16 protein-coding genes are annotated in these 18,382 nt (G+C 63.5%); 13 read left to right on the top strand and 3 right to left on the bottom strand.

From position 1 onward, the window contains the following. The first annotated feature begins 18 nt into the window (after positions 1-18). Genes J2X53_RS05340 through J2X53_RS05330 form a run of 3 tightly spaced genes read left to right on the top strand, consistent with a single transcriptional unit; the run spans position 19 to position 3,499 of the window. The gene (locus J2X53_RS05340) at positions 19-678 is read left to right on the top strand and encodes a cytochrome B (protein WP_349036442.1); all 660 of its coding nucleotides are present in this window, start codon (positions 19-21) and stop codon (positions 676-678) included. Further along, positions 671-3,190, top strand: a complete 2,520-nt coding sequence (gene ctaD / locus J2X53_RS05335) for a cytochrome c oxidase subunit I (protein WP_349036441.1) — start codon at positions 671-673, stop codon at positions 3,188-3,190. Before J2X53_RS05340 ends, ctaD begins: the two co-directional genes overlap by 8 nt. Beyond that, entirely contained in the window at positions 3,191-3,499 is a 309-nt protein-coding gene (locus J2X53_RS05330; RefSeq protein WP_349036440.1) for a hypothetical protein, read from the top strand. A 62-nt stretch (positions 3,500-3,561) separates the two neighbouring features. On the opposite strand, the gene J2X53_RS05325 is transcribed toward J2X53_RS05330, so the two are convergent. After that, positions 3,562-5,193 carry an MFS transporter gene (locus J2X53_RS05325; RefSeq protein ID WP_349036439.1) on the bottom strand — a complete coding sequence of 544 codons (1,632 nt, stop codon included), beginning with the start codon at positions 5,191-5,193 and terminating at the stop codon, positions 3,562-3,564. Positions 5,194-5,486: 293 nt separating this feature from the next. Here J2X53_RS05325 and J2X53_RS05320 point away from each other — a divergent pair, with 293 nt between their 5' ends. The 3 genes from J2X53_RS05320 to ilvA are packed head-to-tail and all read left to right on the top strand — an operon-like array spanning position 5,487 to position 8,402. Further along, complete coding sequence (locus J2X53_RS05320; protein ID WP_349036438.1) at positions 5,487-6,989, top strand: GMC family oxidoreductase; 1,503 nt, start codon at positions 5,487-5,489, stop codon at positions 6,987-6,989. After that, on the top strand, positions 6,977-7,162 hold the full coding sequence (locus J2X53_RS05315) for a hypothetical protein (protein ID WP_349036437.1): 186 nt from the start codon (positions 6,977-6,979) through the stop codon (positions 7,160-7,162). The genes J2X53_RS05320 and J2X53_RS05315 overlap by 13 nt, the downstream gene beginning before the upstream one ends. Next, a complete protein-coding gene (gene ilvA, locus J2X53_RS05310) occupies positions 7,155-8,402 on the top strand; it encodes a threonine ammonia-lyase IlvA (protein WP_349036436.1) in 1,248 nt (415 codons plus the stop codon). Before J2X53_RS05315 ends, ilvA begins: the two co-directional genes overlap by 8 nt. Here the strand turns inward: ilvA and J2X53_RS05305 are convergent. After that, positions 8,399-8,755 carry an Hpt domain-containing protein gene (locus J2X53_RS05305; protein WP_349036435.1) on the bottom strand — a complete coding sequence of 119 codons (357 nt, stop codon included), beginning with the start codon at positions 8,753-8,755 and terminating at the stop codon, positions 8,399-8,401. The two genes, ilvA and J2X53_RS05305, sit on opposite strands and share 4 nt — an antisense overlap. Positions 8,756-8,905: 150 nt before the next feature. On the opposite strand from J2X53_RS05305, the gene J2X53_RS05300 reads away from it, so the two are divergent. Then, a complete protein-coding gene (locus J2X53_RS05300; RefSeq protein WP_349036434.1) occupies positions 8,906-10,177 on the top strand; it encodes a SpoIIE family protein phosphatase in 1,272 nt (423 codons plus the stop codon). Here J2X53_RS05300 and J2X53_RS05295 read toward each other — a convergent pair. Further along, the gene (locus tag J2X53_RS05295; RefSeq protein WP_349036433.1) at positions 10,165-10,611 is read right to left on the bottom strand and encodes an NUDIX hydrolase; all 447 of its coding nucleotides are present in this window, start codon (positions 10,609-10,611) and stop codon (positions 10,165-10,167) included. The genes J2X53_RS05300 and J2X53_RS05295 overlap by 13 nt on opposite strands. A 78-nt stretch (positions 10,612-10,689) precedes the next feature. Between J2X53_RS05295 and J2X53_RS05290 the strand changes: the two genes are divergently transcribed. From J2X53_RS05290 to J2X53_RS05265, 6 genes are all read left to right on the top strand, one after another. Next, on the top strand, positions 10,690-11,676 hold the full coding sequence (locus J2X53_RS05290) for an Hsp33 family molecular chaperone HslO (protein WP_349036432.1): 987 nt from the start codon (positions 10,690-10,692) through the stop codon (positions 11,674-11,676). After that, positions 11,669-12,262, top strand: a complete 594-nt coding sequence (locus J2X53_RS05285) for a CoA pyrophosphatase (RefSeq protein WP_349036431.1) — start codon at positions 11,669-11,671, stop codon at positions 12,260-12,262. The genes J2X53_RS05290 and J2X53_RS05285 overlap by 8 nt, the downstream gene beginning before the upstream one ends. Then, positions 12,259-13,401: a CCA tRNA nucleotidyltransferase gene (locus J2X53_RS05280; protein ID WP_349036430.1), complete on the top strand. Its 1,143-nt coding sequence runs from the start codon at positions 12,259-12,261 to the stop codon at positions 13,399-13,401. Before J2X53_RS05285 ends, J2X53_RS05280 begins: the two co-directional genes overlap by 4 nt. Positions 13,402-13,464: 63 nt before the next feature. After that, entirely contained in the window at positions 13,465-15,306 is a 1,842-nt protein-coding gene (locus J2X53_RS05275; protein ID WP_349036429.1) for an ABC transporter ATP-binding protein, read from the top strand. Continuing rightward, the gene (locus tag J2X53_RS05270) at positions 15,303-17,153 is read left to right on the top strand and encodes an ABC transporter ATP-binding protein (RefSeq protein ID WP_349036428.1); all 1,851 of its coding nucleotides are present in this window, start codon (positions 15,303-15,305) and stop codon (positions 17,151-17,153) included. Before J2X53_RS05275 ends, J2X53_RS05270 begins: the two co-directional genes overlap by 4 nt. Next, complete coding sequence (locus tag J2X53_RS05265; RefSeq protein ID WP_349036427.1) at positions 17,150-18,370, top strand: class I SAM-dependent RNA methyltransferase; 1,221 nt, start codon at positions 17,150-17,152, stop codon at positions 18,368-18,370. The genes J2X53_RS05270 and J2X53_RS05265 overlap by 4 nt, the downstream gene beginning before the upstream one ends. Positions 18,371-18,382 lie beyond the last annotated feature (12 nt).

Here is an 18,382-nt window from a genome sequence, read left to right as displayed (position 1 = left end):
TATGGGTACAAGGCCGCAGTGGCCGGTTTGGTTCCGGTGCTCGCGGGCTGTCAGGGGTCTCTGTCAACGCTCGACCCTGCCGGACCCTCGGCCTCGCTGGTGGCGGGGCTGTGGTGGGCGATGCTGATCGGGGCGGGTCTGATCACCGCATTTGTGCTGATCTTGCTCGCGGTGGCCTGGCGCAGGCCCGAGGGCAACGGCGCGGATGAACGGGTCTGGACGCTGGGCTTGGGCGTCGGGTTTGTGATAACGGTGCTGGTGGTGCTGGTCGGCTTCGGGTTCTGGGTAGGTGAGCGGATCTTGCCACGCGACGATGGCGCGGTGCGGGTCACGGCCGAGGCCCGGCAATGGGGCTGGACCTTTACCCAGCCGGGGCCGGATGGGGCGCTGCTGGAAACGCGCGATGTGCTGTATGTGCCGGCAGGCGTGCCGTTTGATATCGAGATCACCGCGACGGATGTGATCCACAGCTTCTGGGTGCCGCGTCTGGGCGGCAAGATGGATGCGGTGCCGGGGCGGGTCAACGTGGCGCGGCTGATGGCGGATGCGCCGGGCGAGCACGAGGGGCTGTGCGCCGAATTCTGTGGAATCGGCCACAGCGTGATGCGGTTTACGGTGGTGGTTTACGAGCCGGGGGCGTTTCCCGATCTGACGGTGAGCGGGGGCGATGATGAGTGATGCAAAGCGCAGCGATGCGACACTACCGGCAAACCCGCCGCAGCGGGCGCTGACCCTGCACCGCGAGCTGACGGCGGTGTGGACCGATCTGCCGGGGTGGCGGGGGGCGCTGGCTTCGGTCAACCATACCACGATCGGGCTGCGGTTCATGGCGACCGCCGGTGTGTTCTTTGCCATCGGCGGCGTGCTGTCGATGCTGATCCGGGCGCAGCTGGCCACGCCGCGCGGCGCGTTCCTCGATACCGCACTGTATAACCAGATTTTCACGATGCACGGCAGCATCATGATGTTTCTGTTCGCCATTCCCATGCTGGAGGGGCTGGCGCTATGGCTGCTGCCAAAGATCCTTGGTGCGCGGGATATGGCGTTTCCGCGCCTCTCGGCGCTGGGCTACTGGTGCTATCTGTTTGGCGGCACGATCATCTTGATGTCGCTGCTGGCGGGCGTGGCCCCGGATGGCGGCTGGTTCATGTATACGCCGCTGTCGGACAAGACCTATACGCCGGGGATCAACGCCGATGTCTGGCTGCTGGGGATCACCTTTGTCGAGATTTCCGCCGTGGCGGCGGCTGTCGAGATCACGATAACCATTCTGCGTTGCCGATCCGCCCATATGCCACTTTCGCGGATGCCGCTGATGGGGTGGTACATGCTGGGCACCAGCGTGATGATGCTGGTGGGGTTCCCGCCGCTGATCCTGGGCTCGATCCTGCTGGAGGTGGAGCGGGCGTTTGACTGGCCGTTCTTTGACGTGGCGCGCGGCGGCGATCCGCTGCTGTGGCAGCACCTGTTCTGGCTGTTCGGCCACCCCGAAGTCTACATCATCTTTCTGCCGGCCGCAGGGGCGCTTTCAACCATCATTCCGGTGATGAGCCGGACGACGATCCTTGGCTATGGCGCGGTGGTGGCGGCGGTGCTGGGGCTGGTGTTTCTGTCGTTCGGGCTGTGGGTCCACCACATGTTTACCGTGGGCATCCCGCATATGGCGCTGGCGTTCTTTTCTGCCGCCTCGGCGCTGGTGGCGGTACCCACGGCGGTGCAGGTGTTTGCCTGGATCGGAACAATCTGGAAAGGGCGGCCGCAGCTCAAGTTGCCGATGCTGTATGTGCTGGGGTTCTTCCTGACCTTTGTGATGGGCGGGCTGACCGGGGTGATGCTGGCCATTGTGCCGTTCAACTGGCAGGCGCATGACACCGCCTTTGTCACGGCACACCTGCATTATGTGCTGATCGGTGGGTTCGTGTTTCCGATGATGGCAGCCCTGACCTATTGGATGCCGCTGATCTGCGGGCGGGCGCGGGTGCCAAAACTGGGGGAGGCCGCGTTCTGGCTGATCCTGATCGGGTTTCACGGCACGTTTTTCATCATGCATCTGACCGGGTTGCTGGGGATGCCAAGGCGGATTGATGTCTACCCCGACAATCCGGAGTGGGTGTTGCCGAACCTTGTCTCGTCAATCTTCAGCATGGTGCTGGCGATGGGGTTTGCCCTGTTTGTCTTTGACATGGGGATGCAGTGGTTTTTCGGGGCACGCAGCCGCCGGAATCCGTGGCAGGCACCGACTCTGGACTGGGCAATGACGCTGCCGGCGCCGGCCTATAACTTTGCCTCCTTGCCGGGGCCGGGGCGGGATGATGCGGCGGCTGCCGTGATGCTGGCGCGGGGCGAGGGGATTTTGCCCGGCGCGCCGCGTGGCTGGCGCGAGACGCTGGTGGTGGAGTCTGGCAGCGGGCGGCCTGATCATGTTGCGGTGCTGCCGGGCAATACCATGCTGCCGCTGGCAACGGCAGCCGTGATTGGTAGCTTTTTCATGCTGATGCTGGCGGGGGCTTACTGGCTGACTCCGGTGGCGATCATGGCCATCGTGCTGGTGGTCTGGCGTTGGGGAGCGGTGATGGGGTCCGGGCGGGACCATGCGCTGGTCGATGCCGCCCCCGGTCTGGCGCTGCCGCTGCATTGGCAGGTGCGGGGCACCTTGGCCTATAGCGGGGCGGTGGCAACGCTGGTTGCGGATGGCTCACTCTATGCCTGTCTGCTGTTCGGGGTCGGGTTCTTGTCGGTGGTGGCCCCCGGTTGGCCGGCACCGGACTCGGACCTGTCGGGCGCTTTGCCTGCGGTGTTGGTCGCTGTTGCGCTGGGAGCGATGAGCATGGGGTCTATAGCGGCGCGGCTGGCAGAGGCGGGGCGCGCAACAGATCTGGCACGGCGTCGCGCTCTGCTGGGGGTGATTGCGGGAGCGGTGGCACTGGCGGCCATGACCGGCCTGGCGCTGCTGCTGGATGATCCGACACGCCATGCCCGCGATGCGCTGCGCGGGGTGCTGCTTGGCTTTGCCGTGGTGCATGGGGTGATCGCGGCGCTGCTGGCGCTGCGCACCCATGCCGATGCGCGAGACGGCCGGATGGGGGCTTCGCGGCGCGGTGCGGCGCCGGTGTGGCGGCTGTGGCAGGATTTTGCGCTGGCCACCACGGCGGTCTCGGCGCTGCTGGTCGCAGCACAGGAGGTGCTCTGAATGCGCTGGGTTGCGGGCATGCTGGCGGGGCCGGTGCTGTGGGCGGTGCTGTTTGCCGCTGTCTATGCGCTGCATGGCATCGGCTGCGCACGGGGCTGGACTGGGGTGGCCACTCCGTTGGGCAGTCTGCATATCGTGGCGATGGCTGGGGTCTGGCTGGCGGGGCTGGCGCTGCATGTGGGGATTCTGGCCACAGCGCCAATGGGCCCCGCGCGGGAGGCGCGGTTGTACCGCATGGGCGCGTGGATCGGGCTGGTGGCAAGCGCTCTGACGCTGCTGCCGGTGCTGCTGACCTCGACCTGTGGGTGAAGCAACGAAAAAAGTCAGCAGACCTCGTTGGTCTTGATCCGTGACACAGACAGAGCAGCCGCTTACAGGCCGATCGGGCCGTCGCTGCGGGGGGGCATGTCATCGGTCAGGGGGACGGTCTGACGCTCGATCAGACGATGAACGCGCTGCTCCCCTTCCGTGCTGCGGTGCAGGGCCTTAAGCCGGTTGGAGTTTTCGGCATCCGCGACCGTGCGGCGGGCATTGTGGCGCAGGTAGTCGATCCATGTCGGCACATGGTAGCTTTCGATCCAGATTTCCGTGCGCTCGATGTCACGCATCAGGGTCCAGTGCCTTGCCCCGTCGCGCAGGCGGATACGGCGACGTTCGCGCATGAGCTGCAGGAAAAGCTCGGTGTCCTGATGGGCGATGTTATGATCAATCATCACCATGATCGGGCCGGAGCGGGGTTTGAGATCTATCATCGGCTCTGGCGCGCGAAAGCGGCCCAGCGGGCCGAGTTCATCGGCAGGGAAAGCCAGAAGCGGCAACCACAGGCCCAGAACCCCGCCCACCCCCAGCAAGGCGGCGGCCAGAGCAAAGGCGGTCGGCAGGCCCTGCGCCTCTGCCAGTGCGCCCCAGAGCCAGGAGCCAAGCGCCATGCCGCCAAAGGTTGCCGTCTGGTAAAAGGAAAGCGCCCGCCCCACCACCCAGCGCGGTGTCGACAGCTGTACCGTGACGTTGAACAAGGCCAGCGCCAGCACCCAGCTCGCCCCCGCCAGAAGCAGCGACAGACAGGCCACAATCAGCGAGCCTGAAAACCCGAGTCCCAGCAGCGCCAGCGCATAGCCGGCAAAGCCCAGACGCACGACCGATTCGTTTTGCAGGCGGCGTGCCAGCTGGGTATTGGCAATACCGCCCCCGATGGCCCCCAGCCCGAACACACCCAGCAGAATGCCGTAGGTCTGGGCCGTACCTTGCAGCATGTCGCGGGCCACCAGCGGCAGCAGCGCCAGCGTGATCACGGCTGCGGTGCCAAAGATCGCGCCGCGCAGCATCACGCGCAGCAAGGCAGGTGACATCATTACATAGCGCAGCCCGGCCCCGATGGCAGAGCCGACATGTTCGGGGGGCAGATCGGCGCGCGGATAATCGGGACGCCAGACGAACAGCGCGCGGATCAGCGGCAGGGTCAGCACCGCATTCAGCACAAACGCAACCGCAGGCCCGGCAATGGCCACGATCATGCCACCAAGCGCCGGGCCGACGCTGCGCATCATGTTGAAGCTGAGGCTGTTCAGACCCACGGCAGAGTGCAGATCTGCGCGGGGGACGATATCGCCCATCGAGGCCTGCCAGGTCGGATTGTAAAGCGCCGAGCCGCAGCCGACCAGAAAGGTGAAGCCCAGCAGCATCCAGGGGGTCAACCCGCCGGTCCATGCGGTCACGGCCAAGGCTGCCGAGGCCAGGACCATTGCCATCTGGGCAAAGATCAGGATGCGACGGCGGTTGTAAGTGTCGGCCAGTGCCCCTGCAATCAGGGAAAAGGCCATGATCGGCAAAGAATTGGACGCCTGCACCAGCGACACCATGGCGGGCGAGGTCGTAAGTGTTGCCATCAGCCAGCCCGCACCCACCGTCTGAACCAGCGTGCCAAGATTGGACATCATCGTCGCGGACCACAGGCGGCGATAGGTCTGATGTCGCAGCGGATCAAGGAAAACTGGCAGCTTCATCGGATATGCCGCATCCGCTGGGCGGCGGTGCCGTCACTGGCTGGTGCGCCGATGTTGAGGTTTATCATATGGCGGTCAGCCCCTGTTACGCCAGGTCCGGTGTGCCAAGGCTCGCGACGTGCTGGGTCAGCCAGTCTTGCAGCATAAGACTGGCTGTAGCAGGCGTGGGGCGATTTCGCCAGTCCAGATCGTGGCTTTTGCTCGGCTGGCAGGCGTGATTAAGCTGGTGGGGCCGGATAGGTTCGGGATCATGATTTCTGTCTGTAAAGAGAGTGTTGCGCGGATGAGGGCGAATGCAGCCTGATGTGATTATCATCGGTTCGGGCATGGGCGGGGCCACATTGGCGGCTGCGCTGGCACCGACCGGGCGGCGGGTTGTGATCCTTGAACGGGGGGAGCATCTGTCGGATTGTCCCGAGGCCCGCGATCCTGGTGCGATCTTTGGCCGGGGTCATTTCCGGCCAAAGGAAGTCTGGCACGATGCGGCGGGCGCTGCGTTCAATCCCGGCAACTATGCCTTTGTCGGTGGCAATACCAAGTTCTACGGCGCGGTTCTGCTGCGCTACCGGGCCGAAGATTTTGCCCCGTTGCGCCATATCGGCGGAACGACGCCGGGCTGGCCCATCGGCTATGACACGCTGGAGCCGTGGTATGGCCGGGCCGAGGCGTTGTACCGGGTGCGCGGCGATGTGACGGGTGATCCGACTGAACCTGTGCATTCCACCCCATATCCGTTTCCGCCGGTGCCCGACGAGCCGGATATCGTGACGCTGCGCCGCGCCTTTGCGGCGCAGGGGCTGCATGTCAGCGCTCTGCCGCTTGGTGTCGATCTTGACAGCTGGCTGGCCCGCGCGCCAACCACATGGGATGCGTTTCCCGATACCACCGGGGCCAAGTCTGACGCGGAAAGCTGTGCTCTGGCCGCGGCCTTGCTGCACCCGAACGTCACACTTCTGACCGGGGCAAAGGTGGTGCGCCTGCTGGCCGAAGCTCGCCGCCTGACCGGGGTTGAGGTAGAGCGGAACGGTCTGCGCGAGGTGATGACCGCCCCCGTGGTCTGCCTGTGCGCGGGTGCGGTGATGTCGGCGGCGCTGCTGCTGGCTTCGGCGAATGCAGACCATCCAAACGGGCTGGCGAACCGGTCCGGTCAGGTGGGGCGGAACTTCATGAACCATAACCTGACCGGAATGGTCGCGTGGAACCCGTTGCGGCGCAACCGGACGGTTTATGAAAAGACAATCCAGATCAACGATTTCTATCTGACGGGTGGCCCGAACGGCGAGCCGCTGGGCAATATCCAGATGCTTGGCCGGATCACCGGGCCAATTCTGGCGGGTGAGGCCGGGCTGCCGCTCTGGTTGGCGCGGCACATTGCGGATCATTCGATTCACATCATGGCCATGTCAGAAGATCTGCCGGACCCGGACTCTCGCGTGATGTGGCGCAATGGCGGTGTGGTGCTGGACTGGCGGCGTACCAACGTGGCGGCGCATGATCTTTTGGTCAGGCGGCTGGCACGGGCGATGCGCAAGGCGGGTTGGCCGATCGTGCTGTCGCGTGGCTTTCCGAAATCCAAGCCCAGTCATCAATGCGGCACTGCGCGTATGGGCGGTGATCCGGCTGCTTCGGTGGTGGATGCCAACCTGCGGGCGCATGATCTGGAAAATCTGTATATCGTCGATGCCTCGGTCCTGCCGACCTCGGCGGCGGTGAACCCATCGCTGACCATTGCCGCCCTTGCCCTGCGGGCGGGCGATCATATTGCGCAAAAGGGCGTAAGCCGATGGCAATTGTAGCGGATGTTCCGAATTTCCATCAGCATCACCTCATCGAAGAGTCGCAATCCGACACCAACCTGTCGGCTAAAGTGACGGCACCATTGATCGCCTTTGCCACCGGCTTGCCCCGGACCCTCTGGCAGCTGCTCTTGCCAAAGCGCTTTCGGTGCGCCATCCAAGGGCATGAGTGATTTCGCCACAAATGCCCGCTTTGCCACCGATGCCCTGCGCGATCTGTTTGATCCGACGCCGTTGCAGCGCAATGACTATCTGTCGCAGCGGTTTGGGGCCGACATCTGGCTGAAGCGCGAAGATCTGTCGCCGGTGCGGTCGTACAAATTGCGTGGTGCCTTTACCGCGATGCGAAAGGTGCGTGAGGCAGAGCCCGGGCAAGAGCATTTTGTCTGCGCCAGTGCCGGCAATCATGCGCAGGGGGTGGCCTTTGCCTGCCGGCATTTTGGGGTGCGCGGCACGATCTTCATGCCGGTGACAACACCGCAGCAAAAGATCGACAAGACACGGGTGTTTGGCGCAGGGCAGGTGCAGATTGTGCTGACGGGTGACTATTTTGATCAGACGCTGGCCGCCGCCAAGACGTTTTGCATCGAAAAGGCCGCGCATTTTCTGTCGCCCTTTGATGATGCCGATGTCATTCTGGGTCAGGCCTCGGTTGCGGTCGAAATGCTGGATCAGCTGGGCGGCGACCCCGATCTGGTCATTTTGCCGGTGGGCGGTGGCGGGCTGTCGTCGGGGGTGACGCGCTATCTGCGCGAAGTTGCGCCAGCGGTAGGCTTTCGCTTTGTCGAACCGCTGGGCGGCGCCTCGTTGCTGGCCGCGCTGCGGGCGGGGCAGCCCGACACGCTGAGTACGGTGAACAGCTTTGTTGACGGGGCTGCCGTCGCGCGGCTGGGGGATCAGACCTTTGCTCTGCTGAACTGGGTGGATCCGGCGCAGGTCTTGCTGGCCCCCGAGGACCGGATCTGCATCACCATGCTGGAGATGCTGAATGTCGAAGGTATCGTGCTGGAGCCTGCCGGGGCGCTGTCGGTCGATGTGCTGCCCGAGCTGGCAGAGCTGATCCGTGGCAAGACGGTGGTGTGTGTCACATCGGGCGGAAACTTCGATTTCGAACGCCTGCCCGAGGTGAAAGAGCGGGCGCAACGCTTTGCTGGGCTGAAGAAATACTTCATTCTGCGGATGCCGCAGCGGCCCGGCGCGCTGCGCGAGTTTCTGGAGATGCTGGGACCAGAGGATGATATCGCGCGGTTTGAGTACCTCAAGAAATCGGCGCGCAATTTCGGTTCTGTCCTGATTGGAATTGAAACAAAATCGCCAGAGAATTTCACCAGACTGTTTGCGCGGCTGGATGTTGCGGCGTTTCCTTATCGCGACATTACCAACGACGGGATACTGTCGGAATTTCTGATCTAGGCTGCCAGTGTCTTTATGCCGCCCAAAAAGGCGGTGCGGGACTGGTGATAGCTGTCGATAACCGCATCCATCGGCACATTGGCAGACCCTGCGGCGGCGCTGCGTTCGCCAGTCTGGCACATCTGGGCGAGTTCGGCAAAGCCGAGATTCAGCGCGCTGCCCTTGAGGAAATGCAGATCGTTTTCTACGGCCCGGGCATCCGACAATGCCCGCAGACGCGCGACCACCTCATCCGCTTCTTGCAGAAAGAGTGATACGATCTCTTCAAAGCATTCAGGCCCGATTTCCGCCAGCAAGTCTTGCACGCGACGCCAGTCAATCATCACACCACCCGACATTGAGACCCCCGGCACGACCTGCCCTTTCGTCAATAATTGCGGTTAGTGGTTAAAATTTCATTACCGGAATAAAGCGCGGATCGGGCAATAGGCGAAAGTTTTAGTTTTCACAGATGTTTAAGGTCCGGGCTGTCAAATCATTTTGTGCAGTATGGACAAAACCCGATGATCCTGACGGAACTCAGCAGCCCTGATTCACCCGGCGGTGCGACGGCACCGCTGGGGCCTTTGCGGGTGCTGGTTGTGGATGACAGCAAGGCGCAGCGGATGATGCTGACAATGTCGCTGTCCCGCTGGGGCTATGATGTGGACGAAGCGGCCTCGGGCGAAGAGGCGCTGATGGCCTGTCAGGCTGAAATCTATGACATTATCCTGTCGGACTGGATGATGAATGGCATGTCGGGGCTGGAACTGTGCGCCGCATTCCGGGCGTTGCGGCGCGAAGGGTATGCCTATTTCATCCTGCTGACCTCCAAATCCGAAAAGACCGAAATCGCCAAGGGGCTTGAGGCTGGTGCCGATGACTTTCTGACCAAGCCCGTCTCGGCCGATGAGCTGCGGGCGCGGCTGCGCGCGGGGGAGCGGATTGTCGGGATGCACAAAGAGCTGGTGCAGAAAAACAATTTGCTCGGCAAGACTTTGGCGGAATTGCAGCGCGCGCAGGAAATGGTTGACCGCGATCTGATCGAAGCGCGGAAACTGCAGCAAAACCTGGTGCGGGAGCGGTTTCGCGACTGGGGGAGCGGTTCTGCGACCTTGTTCCTGCGGTCTTCGGGCCATGTCGGGGGCGATCTGGCCGGTTTCTTTGAGTTGGATACGACGCATGTGGCGCTGTATTCGGTGGATGTTTCCGGTCATGGCGTGGCCTCTGCCATGATGACGGCGCGGCTGGCCGGCTACTTGTCAGCGGCAGCCCCGGATCAGAATATCGCCCTGAAGCGCCGTGCCGATGGCAGGTTTGATGCCTTGCCCCCCGAAGAGGTTGCCGCACGGTTCAACCGTACGATGCTGGAGGATTTGCAGGTCGATCAGTACTTTACCATGGCTTACGCTCAGGTCGATCTGATCAGCGGCGCAGTGGCGCTGGTTCAGGCGGGGCATCCGTACCCGCTTATCCTGCGTCGTGACGGCCGGATTGACCGGCTGGGCAGTGGCGGCTTGCCGATCGGGCTGCTGGGCGAAGCGGTGCATGAGCGGGTGACGGCACAGCTGCACCCCGGCGACCGGCTGTTCCTGCTGTCGGACGGGCTGACAGAATGCCCCTCACCGCTTGGAGTGGGGCTGGGGGATGACGGATTGGAAGCGCTGATCCGCAAAAACAGCGGGCTGGATCCCGCGCAACTGCTGGATGCGTTGATCTGGGATCTGGCGGCGCATATGGGGTCAGAAGATTTTCCCGACGATGTCTCGGGGCTGCTGTTTGACTATCGCGGCTGATTGCGCAACGCCTGGGCCAGAAACGCCCGGTCGCCGATGTTGGTGATCTGGTCCAATGCCTGACCCGCGCTCATCCAGACGGCGGTGTGCCCCGGCTCTGACGGTGGGCCAAGCCGCAGGACCGGACGGGCCAGATAAATGGTACAGATCTTTTCGGCCCATTTGTCGTAATCCGGCATGTAGGTAAACCGCCGGTACGCCCCCAGCTTGCGGGTCACGGCAATTTTCCAGCCCGTTTCCTCGAACACCTCACGGTGCAGGGCGGTCATCGGCTGCTCGCCCGGGTCGATGCCACCTCCGGGCAGCTGAAACTCGGGCACAGGTTCGGCCTGACAGGTGGTCAGCACGTTGCGCCCATCAAGCAGCACGGCGTAGACACCGGGTCTGGTGTGATATTTCTGGCCGGGTTTGACTGCCTCTCCGTATCGCCGCATGCGATTGCCCCCTTGGTCGTGGTGTTGCCCTGCCTATATAGGCGCGGTATGCCAAGATTGGCTCGCTAAGGAAACCCCATGACCATTGGTTCGCAGATCGCCTGGGATGATACCGTCCTGCCCTTTCAACTTGACCAGTCCGACATCCGGGGCCGTGTGGTGCGGCTGGATGGTGTGCTGGAACAGGTTCTGTCGCAACACAACTACCCGCCGCTGATCGAGGCGCTGGTGGCCGAAGCCGCTTTGCTGACCGCGCTGATCGGCCAGACGGTAAAGCTGCGTTGGAAGCTGAGCCTGCAGATCAGGGGCAATGGTCCGGCGCGGCTGATCGCAACCGACTACTACGGCCCGACCGATGATGGCCAACCGGCGCGGATCCGGGCCTATGCCAGCTATGATGCCGACCGGCTGGATCTGACGGCCGATCCGTTCAGCCAGATCGGCACCGGCTACTTTGCGGTGATGCTGGATCAGGGTGAGGGTATGGTGCCGTATCAAGGCTTTACCCCGATCGCGGGCGGCTCGCTGTCGTCTTGTGCTGAGACCTATTTCGCGCAGTCCGAGCAGCTGCCGACCCGGTTTTCGCTGACGTTTGGCCAGAGCGTGGAGCCGGGGCGGGCAACGCATTGGCGCGGTGGCGGCGTGATGTTGCAGCATATGCCCAAAGCCGGGATGAGCGTGGCAGCCGAGGCTGGTTCGGGTGAAGGCGGTCTGTTGACGCACAGCGACATTCTGGGCGGGGAAGAGGGCGAAAGCTGGACCCGCGCGAATGTGCTGCTGGATACGGTCGAGGAGATCGAGCTGATCGGGCCGCAGGTGACCCCGGCAGAGCTGCTGGTGCGGCTGTTCCACGAAGAGGGGCCGCGCGTGTTCGAGTCGCAGCCGATCCGCTTTGGTTGTTCGTGCTCTGAAGATAAGGTGCGCAACACGATGTCGATATATTCGCAGAAAGACATTGAAAAGATGACCACGCCCGAGGGCATCGTGACCGCCGATTGCCAGTTCTGCGGGGCGCATTACGAGATGGACCCGAAGACTTTGGGCTTTGAGGGCAGGAATGGATGAGATTGCCCGTCTGCTGGGGGCCATGCAGCGCCCGGCGGGCGAGTCGTCTGATTTTGACCTGAACCCCGGCCTTCATCCGCCTGCTGGTCGCGTGTTGCGACCGGCAGGCGTGCTGGTGCCGGTCTGGACCCGGCCCGAAGGCGCGCGGGTGATTCTGACCAAGCGCGCGTCGCATCTGAAGCACCATCCGGGGCAGATCTCGCTGCCCGGCGGCAAGGTGGAGCCGGTCGATGCCTCGGTTCAGGCGGCGGCGCTGCGCGAGGCAATGGAAGAGATCGCCTTGCCGCCCGCGATGGTCGAGGTGATCGGTCATCTGCCCGTGCATGAAACCGTGACCGGGTTCAGCATGACCCCGATTTTGGGCGTGATCAGAGACGATTTTGTGCCTGTCCCAGAGGCGGGAGAGGTGGAGGAAGTGTTTTCCGTGCCGCTGTCCCATGTGCTGAACCCGGCGCATTATGTGATCGAGCGGCGGCTGTGGATGGGTCAGTGGCGGCGCTACTACGCGGTGCCTTACGGGCCGTATTACATCTGGGGGGCCACGGCGCGCATTCTGCGCGGTCTGGCCGAGAGGGCGGCACGGTGAGGGTCGCGGGGGCCTGGCTGGATCATCCCGGCACACAGGCGCTGTGCCGGGTGCTGGAAGAGGCGGGGCATCGGGCGCTGTTTGTCGGCGGCTGTGTCCGCAATGCGCTGATGGGCGTTGCGGTGGCAGATGTGGATCTTGCAACCGATGCGCTGCCGGAAACCGTGTCTGTGCTTGCGGAAAAGGCTGGGTTCCGCGTGGTGCCGACCGGGATTGATCATGGAACGGTGACGGTGATTGCAGAGGGTGTCGCGCATGAGGTGACGACCTTTCGCCGTGATTTAGAGACCGATGGCCGGCATGCGGTGGTGGCGTTCTCAAGCCGGGTTGAAGAAGACGCGGCACGACGGGATTTCACGATGAATGCGCTTTATGCGGACCGGACGGGGGCGGTGGTGGACCCGCTGGGCGGGCTGCCTGATCTGCTGGCGCGACGGTTGCGGTTTGTGGGCGATGCAGAGGCGCGGATTGCCGAAGATTATCTGCGTATCCTGCGGTTCTTTCGGTTCTTCGCGCATTATGGCGACCCAGCGGGCGGGATTGATGCGGAAGGGCTCGCGGCCTGTGCGGCAAATTCCGCAGGAATAGAGACGCTTTCGCGTGAACGGATCGGGGCCGAGATGCGCAAACTGCTGGCGGCGGCTGATCCTGCGCCTGCGGTGGCGTCGATGGCGGCCACGGGGATTCTGGCTGTGGTGCTGCCGGGTGCAGAGGCGCGCGCGCTGGCGCCGCTGGTGCATCTGGAGGGCGCGCGTGCGCCGCGCTGGCTGCGGCGGCTGGCGGTTCTGGGGGGGCAGGATGTGGGCGACCGGCTGCGGTTATCGCGGCGCGAAATGACGGATTATGGCCGTGTCAGAGACGAAATTGGAGGCACACGCAGCCCCGCTGCTTTGGGCTTTGTGCTGGGGGAAACGCTGGCAACGGATGCCATTCTGGCGCGTGCAGCGATGATGGAGCAGCCCTTGCCTGACGGATGGGAGGCTGAGGTGGCTCGGGGGGCGGCGGCAGAGTTTCCTCTGCGTGCGGCGGATCTGCTGGACCGGGTGCAAGGCCCGGCGCTGGGGGCGGCGCTGGAGGCGGCGCGGCAGCGGTGGCTGGCCAGCAACCTGACGCTGACGCGCGCACAACTTTTGGGTTAAACGGTTTTCCTCGGGCATTAATGGGAGTATATGCCAGCGGTAACCCGCAAAAGGCTGTTTCCCGTGTTTTCCTATTTTGAAAGGCTCGTGGATCCGTATGGTCCCTATGAGCAGACCGATACGCCGCCGCGTAAACTGTGGCCATTTCTCAAGCAATATATCATCCCGTTCCGCGGGGTTTTTGCTGTTACAGCAGCTTTGTCGGTGGTCTCGGCCTTCGCCGATGTTGCCTTGATCTGGTATGTCGGGCGGCTGGTCGATCTGCTGTCCACCACCGGGCCGCAGGCGGTCTGGGCCGATTACGGCACCGAAATTCTGCTGGTGGCTGCGGCGATCCTGATCCTGCGGCCCATTCTGCTGGTGGCAAATGTGGCGTTGCTGCACAACACCATTCTGCCGAACTTTGGCACCATGATCCGCTGGCGGGCGCATACCCATGTGATCCGGCAACCTGTGGGCTGGTTCGAGAGTGATTTTGCCGGGCGGATCGCCAACCGGATCATGCAGACCCCTCCGGCGGCGGGGGATGCGGTGTTTCAGACCTTTGACGCGGTGGCATTTGCCAGCGTGACGGTGGTGGGCGCCGGGATCATGCTGGCGGGGGCGGATGTGCGGCTGCTGCTGCCGTTGGTCATCTGGTTCGTGCTCTATGGCTGGCTGGTGCACTGGACGGTGCGGCGGGCAGGTCCTGCGGCCAAGGCCAGTTCTGACGCGCGCTCGGCGGTGACGGGGCGGGTGGTGGATGCCTATACCAACATCCACTCGGTCAAACTGTTCGCGCATCACGACATGGAGCTGACCTACGCCAAGGATGCGATTGAAAACGCCCGCACGACCTTTGCCAAAGAGATGCGGATCGTCACCAAGATGGATCTGGCGCTGACCGTTCTGAATGGCGGCCTGATCGTGGGCGTGACCGGCTGGGCGCTGATCCTGTGGTATCAGGGGCAGGCGTCGGTCGGCACCGTGGCGGCGGCGACCGCGCTTGTCTTGCGGCTGAACAACATGACGTACTGGATCATGTGGGCCTTTACCTCACTGGTGCAGGCGCTGGGTGTGGTGGCCGAAGGGATGGAGACCATTACACAGCCGATACAGCTGGTCGACAAGCCAGGGGCAAAGCCCCTGACGCTGACCGCTGGCAAGATCGAACTGGACGGGGTGAGCCATCATTACGGCCGTGGCTCGGGCGGATTGCAGGATCTGTCGCTGACGGTGCATCCGGGTGAAAAGATCGGCGTTGTCGGGCGGTCGGGGGCCGGGAAATCGACCCTCGTAAAGCTGCTTTTGCGGTTTTACGATACCGAGGGTGGTGTGATCCGGATCGACGGTCAGGATATTGCGCAGGTGGGTCAGGACTCGGTCCGCCGGGTGATCGGCATGGTGCAGCAAGACAGCAGCCTGATGCACCGCTCGGTCCGCGACAACATTCTGTATGGCCGGCCTGATGCGTCCGATTCCGATATGATCGCAGCGGCCCGTCGCGCCGACGCGCATGAGTTCATCCTGACGCTGGAAGACCCGGAAGGGCGGCGCGGCTACGATGCGCATGTCGGCGAGCGCGGGGTCAAGCTGTCGGGCGGGCAGCGGCAGCGGGTGGCGTTGGCGCGGGTGATCCTAAAGGATGCGCCGATCCTGATTCTGGATGAAGCGACCAGTGCGCTGGACTCAGAAGCCGAAGCGGCGATTCAGGAGGCGCTGTTTGGCGTCATGCAGGGCAAGACGGTGATCGCGATTGCGCACCGCCTGTCAACCATTGCCATGATGGACCGGATCGTGGTGCTGGAGGAAGGCCATATCGCCGAGCAGGGAACACATGCCGAGCTATTGGCGTTGAACGGGCTATATGCCCGGTTCTGGGCGCGCCAGTCTGGCGGATTCATCGGGCTTGAGGAGACGGCATGAGCGTTCTGAAACGGCTGGGCGGATTCATTGACGCCTTTCGCCCGGCTGACGGGCAGCCGCCGCAACAGTTGTGGCCCTTCATGCGGTGGTGCCTGAGGGGGTCGTGGCCGATGCTGGGGCTGGCCGGGGTGTTTTCTTCGGTTGCCGGGGCGACAGAGGTGGTTTCGGCCGTCATTCTGGGCTGGGTGATTGACGCGGCCCTGAACGCGGGGCCGGAGCGGTTTTTCGGTGATCACGCTGCCTTGATCGGCCTGTTCGTGCTGTTCTATCTGGTCCTGCGGCCGATGGCATTTGGCATTGCCGCGGCGTCGAACAGCATTGTGGTCGGGCCGAATGTCCTGCCGCTGGTGCTGTCGCGCCTGCACCGCTGGACGCTGGGGCAGGCGGTCACGTTCTTTGACAACGATTTCGCGGGCCGGATTGCGCAAAAGCAGATGCAGGCGGCGCGCGCGGTGACGGATGTGGCGACCGAGGTGATCAACACGGTGTGCTTTGCGCTTGCCTCGGTGATCGGGTCGGTCGTGTTTCTGGTGGTGATCGACGCGCGGATCGCGCTGGCTCTGGCGGTCTGGCTGGTGGTCTATGTGGGTCTGATCCGATTTTTCATGCCGCGGGTGCGGGTAAATTCTGCTGCGCGCGCCTCGGCACGGGCGATGGTGACCGGGCAGGTGGTGGATACCATCACCAATATCAAGACGGTAAAGCTGTTTGCCCATGCCGCGTTCGAAGACCGCGTCGCGCTGAAAGCAATGGAGGTTTTCCGCGAGCGCAGTCTCGAATTCGGGGTGATCTCCACCTGGTTCCGGTTGTCACTGATGACGGTGGCGGGGGTTCTGCCGGTGCTGCTGATCGGTGGCACGGTGGTGCTTTGGCAGCAAGGCAACGCAACGGCGGGCGCGATTGCGGCGGCAGGCGCGATTGCCATGCGGATCGCGCAGATGTCGGGTTGGGTCAGCTTTACGCTGATGTCGATTTACACATCGGTGGGTGAGGTTGAGGATGGGATGAAAACCCTGTCTGTGCCACATCAGCTTGCGGATGCGCATGATGCGGTGACTCTGGAGAAGGTGCGGGGCGAGATCACCTTTGCGGGGGCGAGCTTTGCCTATGGCAGGCGGCGGGGTGGGGTCGAAGACCTGAACCTGACCATCCGGGCCGGGGAAAAACTGGGCATCGTCGGGGCAAGTGGTGCCGGGAAATCAACGCTGGTTGCCATGCTTCTGCGGCTCTATGATTGCGAAAAAGGCGCTATTGTGGTCGATGGGCAGGATGTGCGTCATGTCACGCAGGAAAGTCTGCGGCGGCAGATCGGGATGGTCACGCAGGAAACCGCGATGTTCAACCGGTCGGCTCGCGATAACATCGCCTATGGCCGCCCGGATGCGACCGAGGATGAGATCATCGCGGCGGCGCGTGCCGCCGAGGCCGACGGCTTTATCAGCCAGATGATCGACCACACCGGGCGCAAGGGCTATGCCGCGTTCCTTGGCGAACGCGGCGTCAAGCTGTCAGGCGGGCAACGGCAGCGGATTGCCCTTGCGCGGGCCTTCGTCAAGGATGCGCCGATTCTGGTGCTGGATGAGGCGACATCGGCGCTGGATTCCGAGGTCGAGGCTAATATTCAGTCTGCGCTGGACCGGGTGATGCAGGGCAAGACCGTGCTGGCGATTGCACACCGCCTGTCCACCATCGCGGCGATGGACCGGATTGTGGTGCTTGACGACGGCCGGATTGTCGAAGAAGGCACACACGAGGCGCTGTTGGCGCAAGATGGCCTGTATGCCCGCTATTGGAACCGCCAGTCGGGCGGGTTCATCGGGTCGGATGAAAAGGAAGCGGCAGAGTGATACTTACAATTGACCGGCTGGGACACCTTGGCGATGGGATCGCGCAGGGCGAGAACGGGCCGGTCTTTGTGGCCGGAATGCTGCCCGGCGAGGTGGTCGAGGGCGATCTGGAGGGCGACCGTCTGGTCAACACCAGAATCGTGACGCCAAGTGCGGCCCGCATCAAGCCACCCTGTTCGCATGCGCGGACCTGTGGCGGCTGTCTGATGCAGCATGCGTCTGATCCGACGGTCGCCGACTGGAAGACGGCGCATGTCGAGGGCGCTTTGGCGGGTCAGGGACTGCATGCACCGTTCCGGCCGATTCTGACCTCTCCGCCCCGGTCGCGGCGGCGGGCGACCTTTGCCGCGCGGCGCACCAAGGGCGGGTCGATGATCGGGTTTCATGCCCGGGGCTCCGATGCGCTGGTGCAGATCCCGAATTGTCAGCTGGTGCATCCCGATCTGATGGCCGCGATGCCGGGGCTGGAAGAGCTGGTGCGCCTGGGCGGGTCACGTTCGCAGGAAGTGTCGCTGATGGTGACGCGCGCCTTGGGCGGGCCGGATGTGGTGGTGACGGGCGGCAAGCCGCTGGACGGTGCGCTGCGGCTGGAGCTGGCCCGGGTGGTCGAGGCGCATGCGATGGCGCGGCTGACCTGGGACGGCGAGACGGTTGCGCTGCGGGCGACACCGATCCAGACCATCGGCAAGGCGCGCGTGGCGCCCCCTGCGGGCGCGTTCCTGCAAGCGACCGAACATGGCGAAAAGGCTTTGTTAGAGACGGTTCGCGAGGCATTGGGGCCGCAGAAAAAGATCGTCGATCTGTTCGCAGGCATCGGGACTTTTGCCCTGCCACTGGCCGAAATGGCCGAGGTTCACGCTGTCGAAGGTGACCCGGCAATGGTGGCCGCGCTGGACAAGGCGTCACGCAATACCGAAGGGCTGAAGCCGATCAAGGCCGAGGCGCGCGACCTGTTCCGCCGCCCGCTGGAGCCGGATGAGTTCAAATATGTGACCGGCGTGGTGATCGACCCGCCGCGCGCCGGGGCCGAGGCGCAGATGCGCTGTCTGGCGGACTCGAAGGTGCCGGTGATTGCCATGGTATCGTGCAACCCGGTGACCTTTGCGCGGGATGCGAAAATACTCGTTCAGGCAGGGTATCTGCTGGAATGGGTGCAGGTGGTCGATCAATTTCGCTGGTCAGCGCATGTGGAACTTGTCGGCCGCTTCGTTCGGTAGCATATCCCCTGA

The organism is Pseudotabrizicola sp. 4114 (genome assembly GCF_031457365.1).
Lineage (GTDB): Bacteria > Pseudomonadota > Alphaproteobacteria > Rhodobacterales > Rhodobacteraceae > Pseudotabrizicola.
Note: the sequence above shows the minus strand (reverse complement) of the source record. Positions and strands in the feature narration are given on the sequence as shown.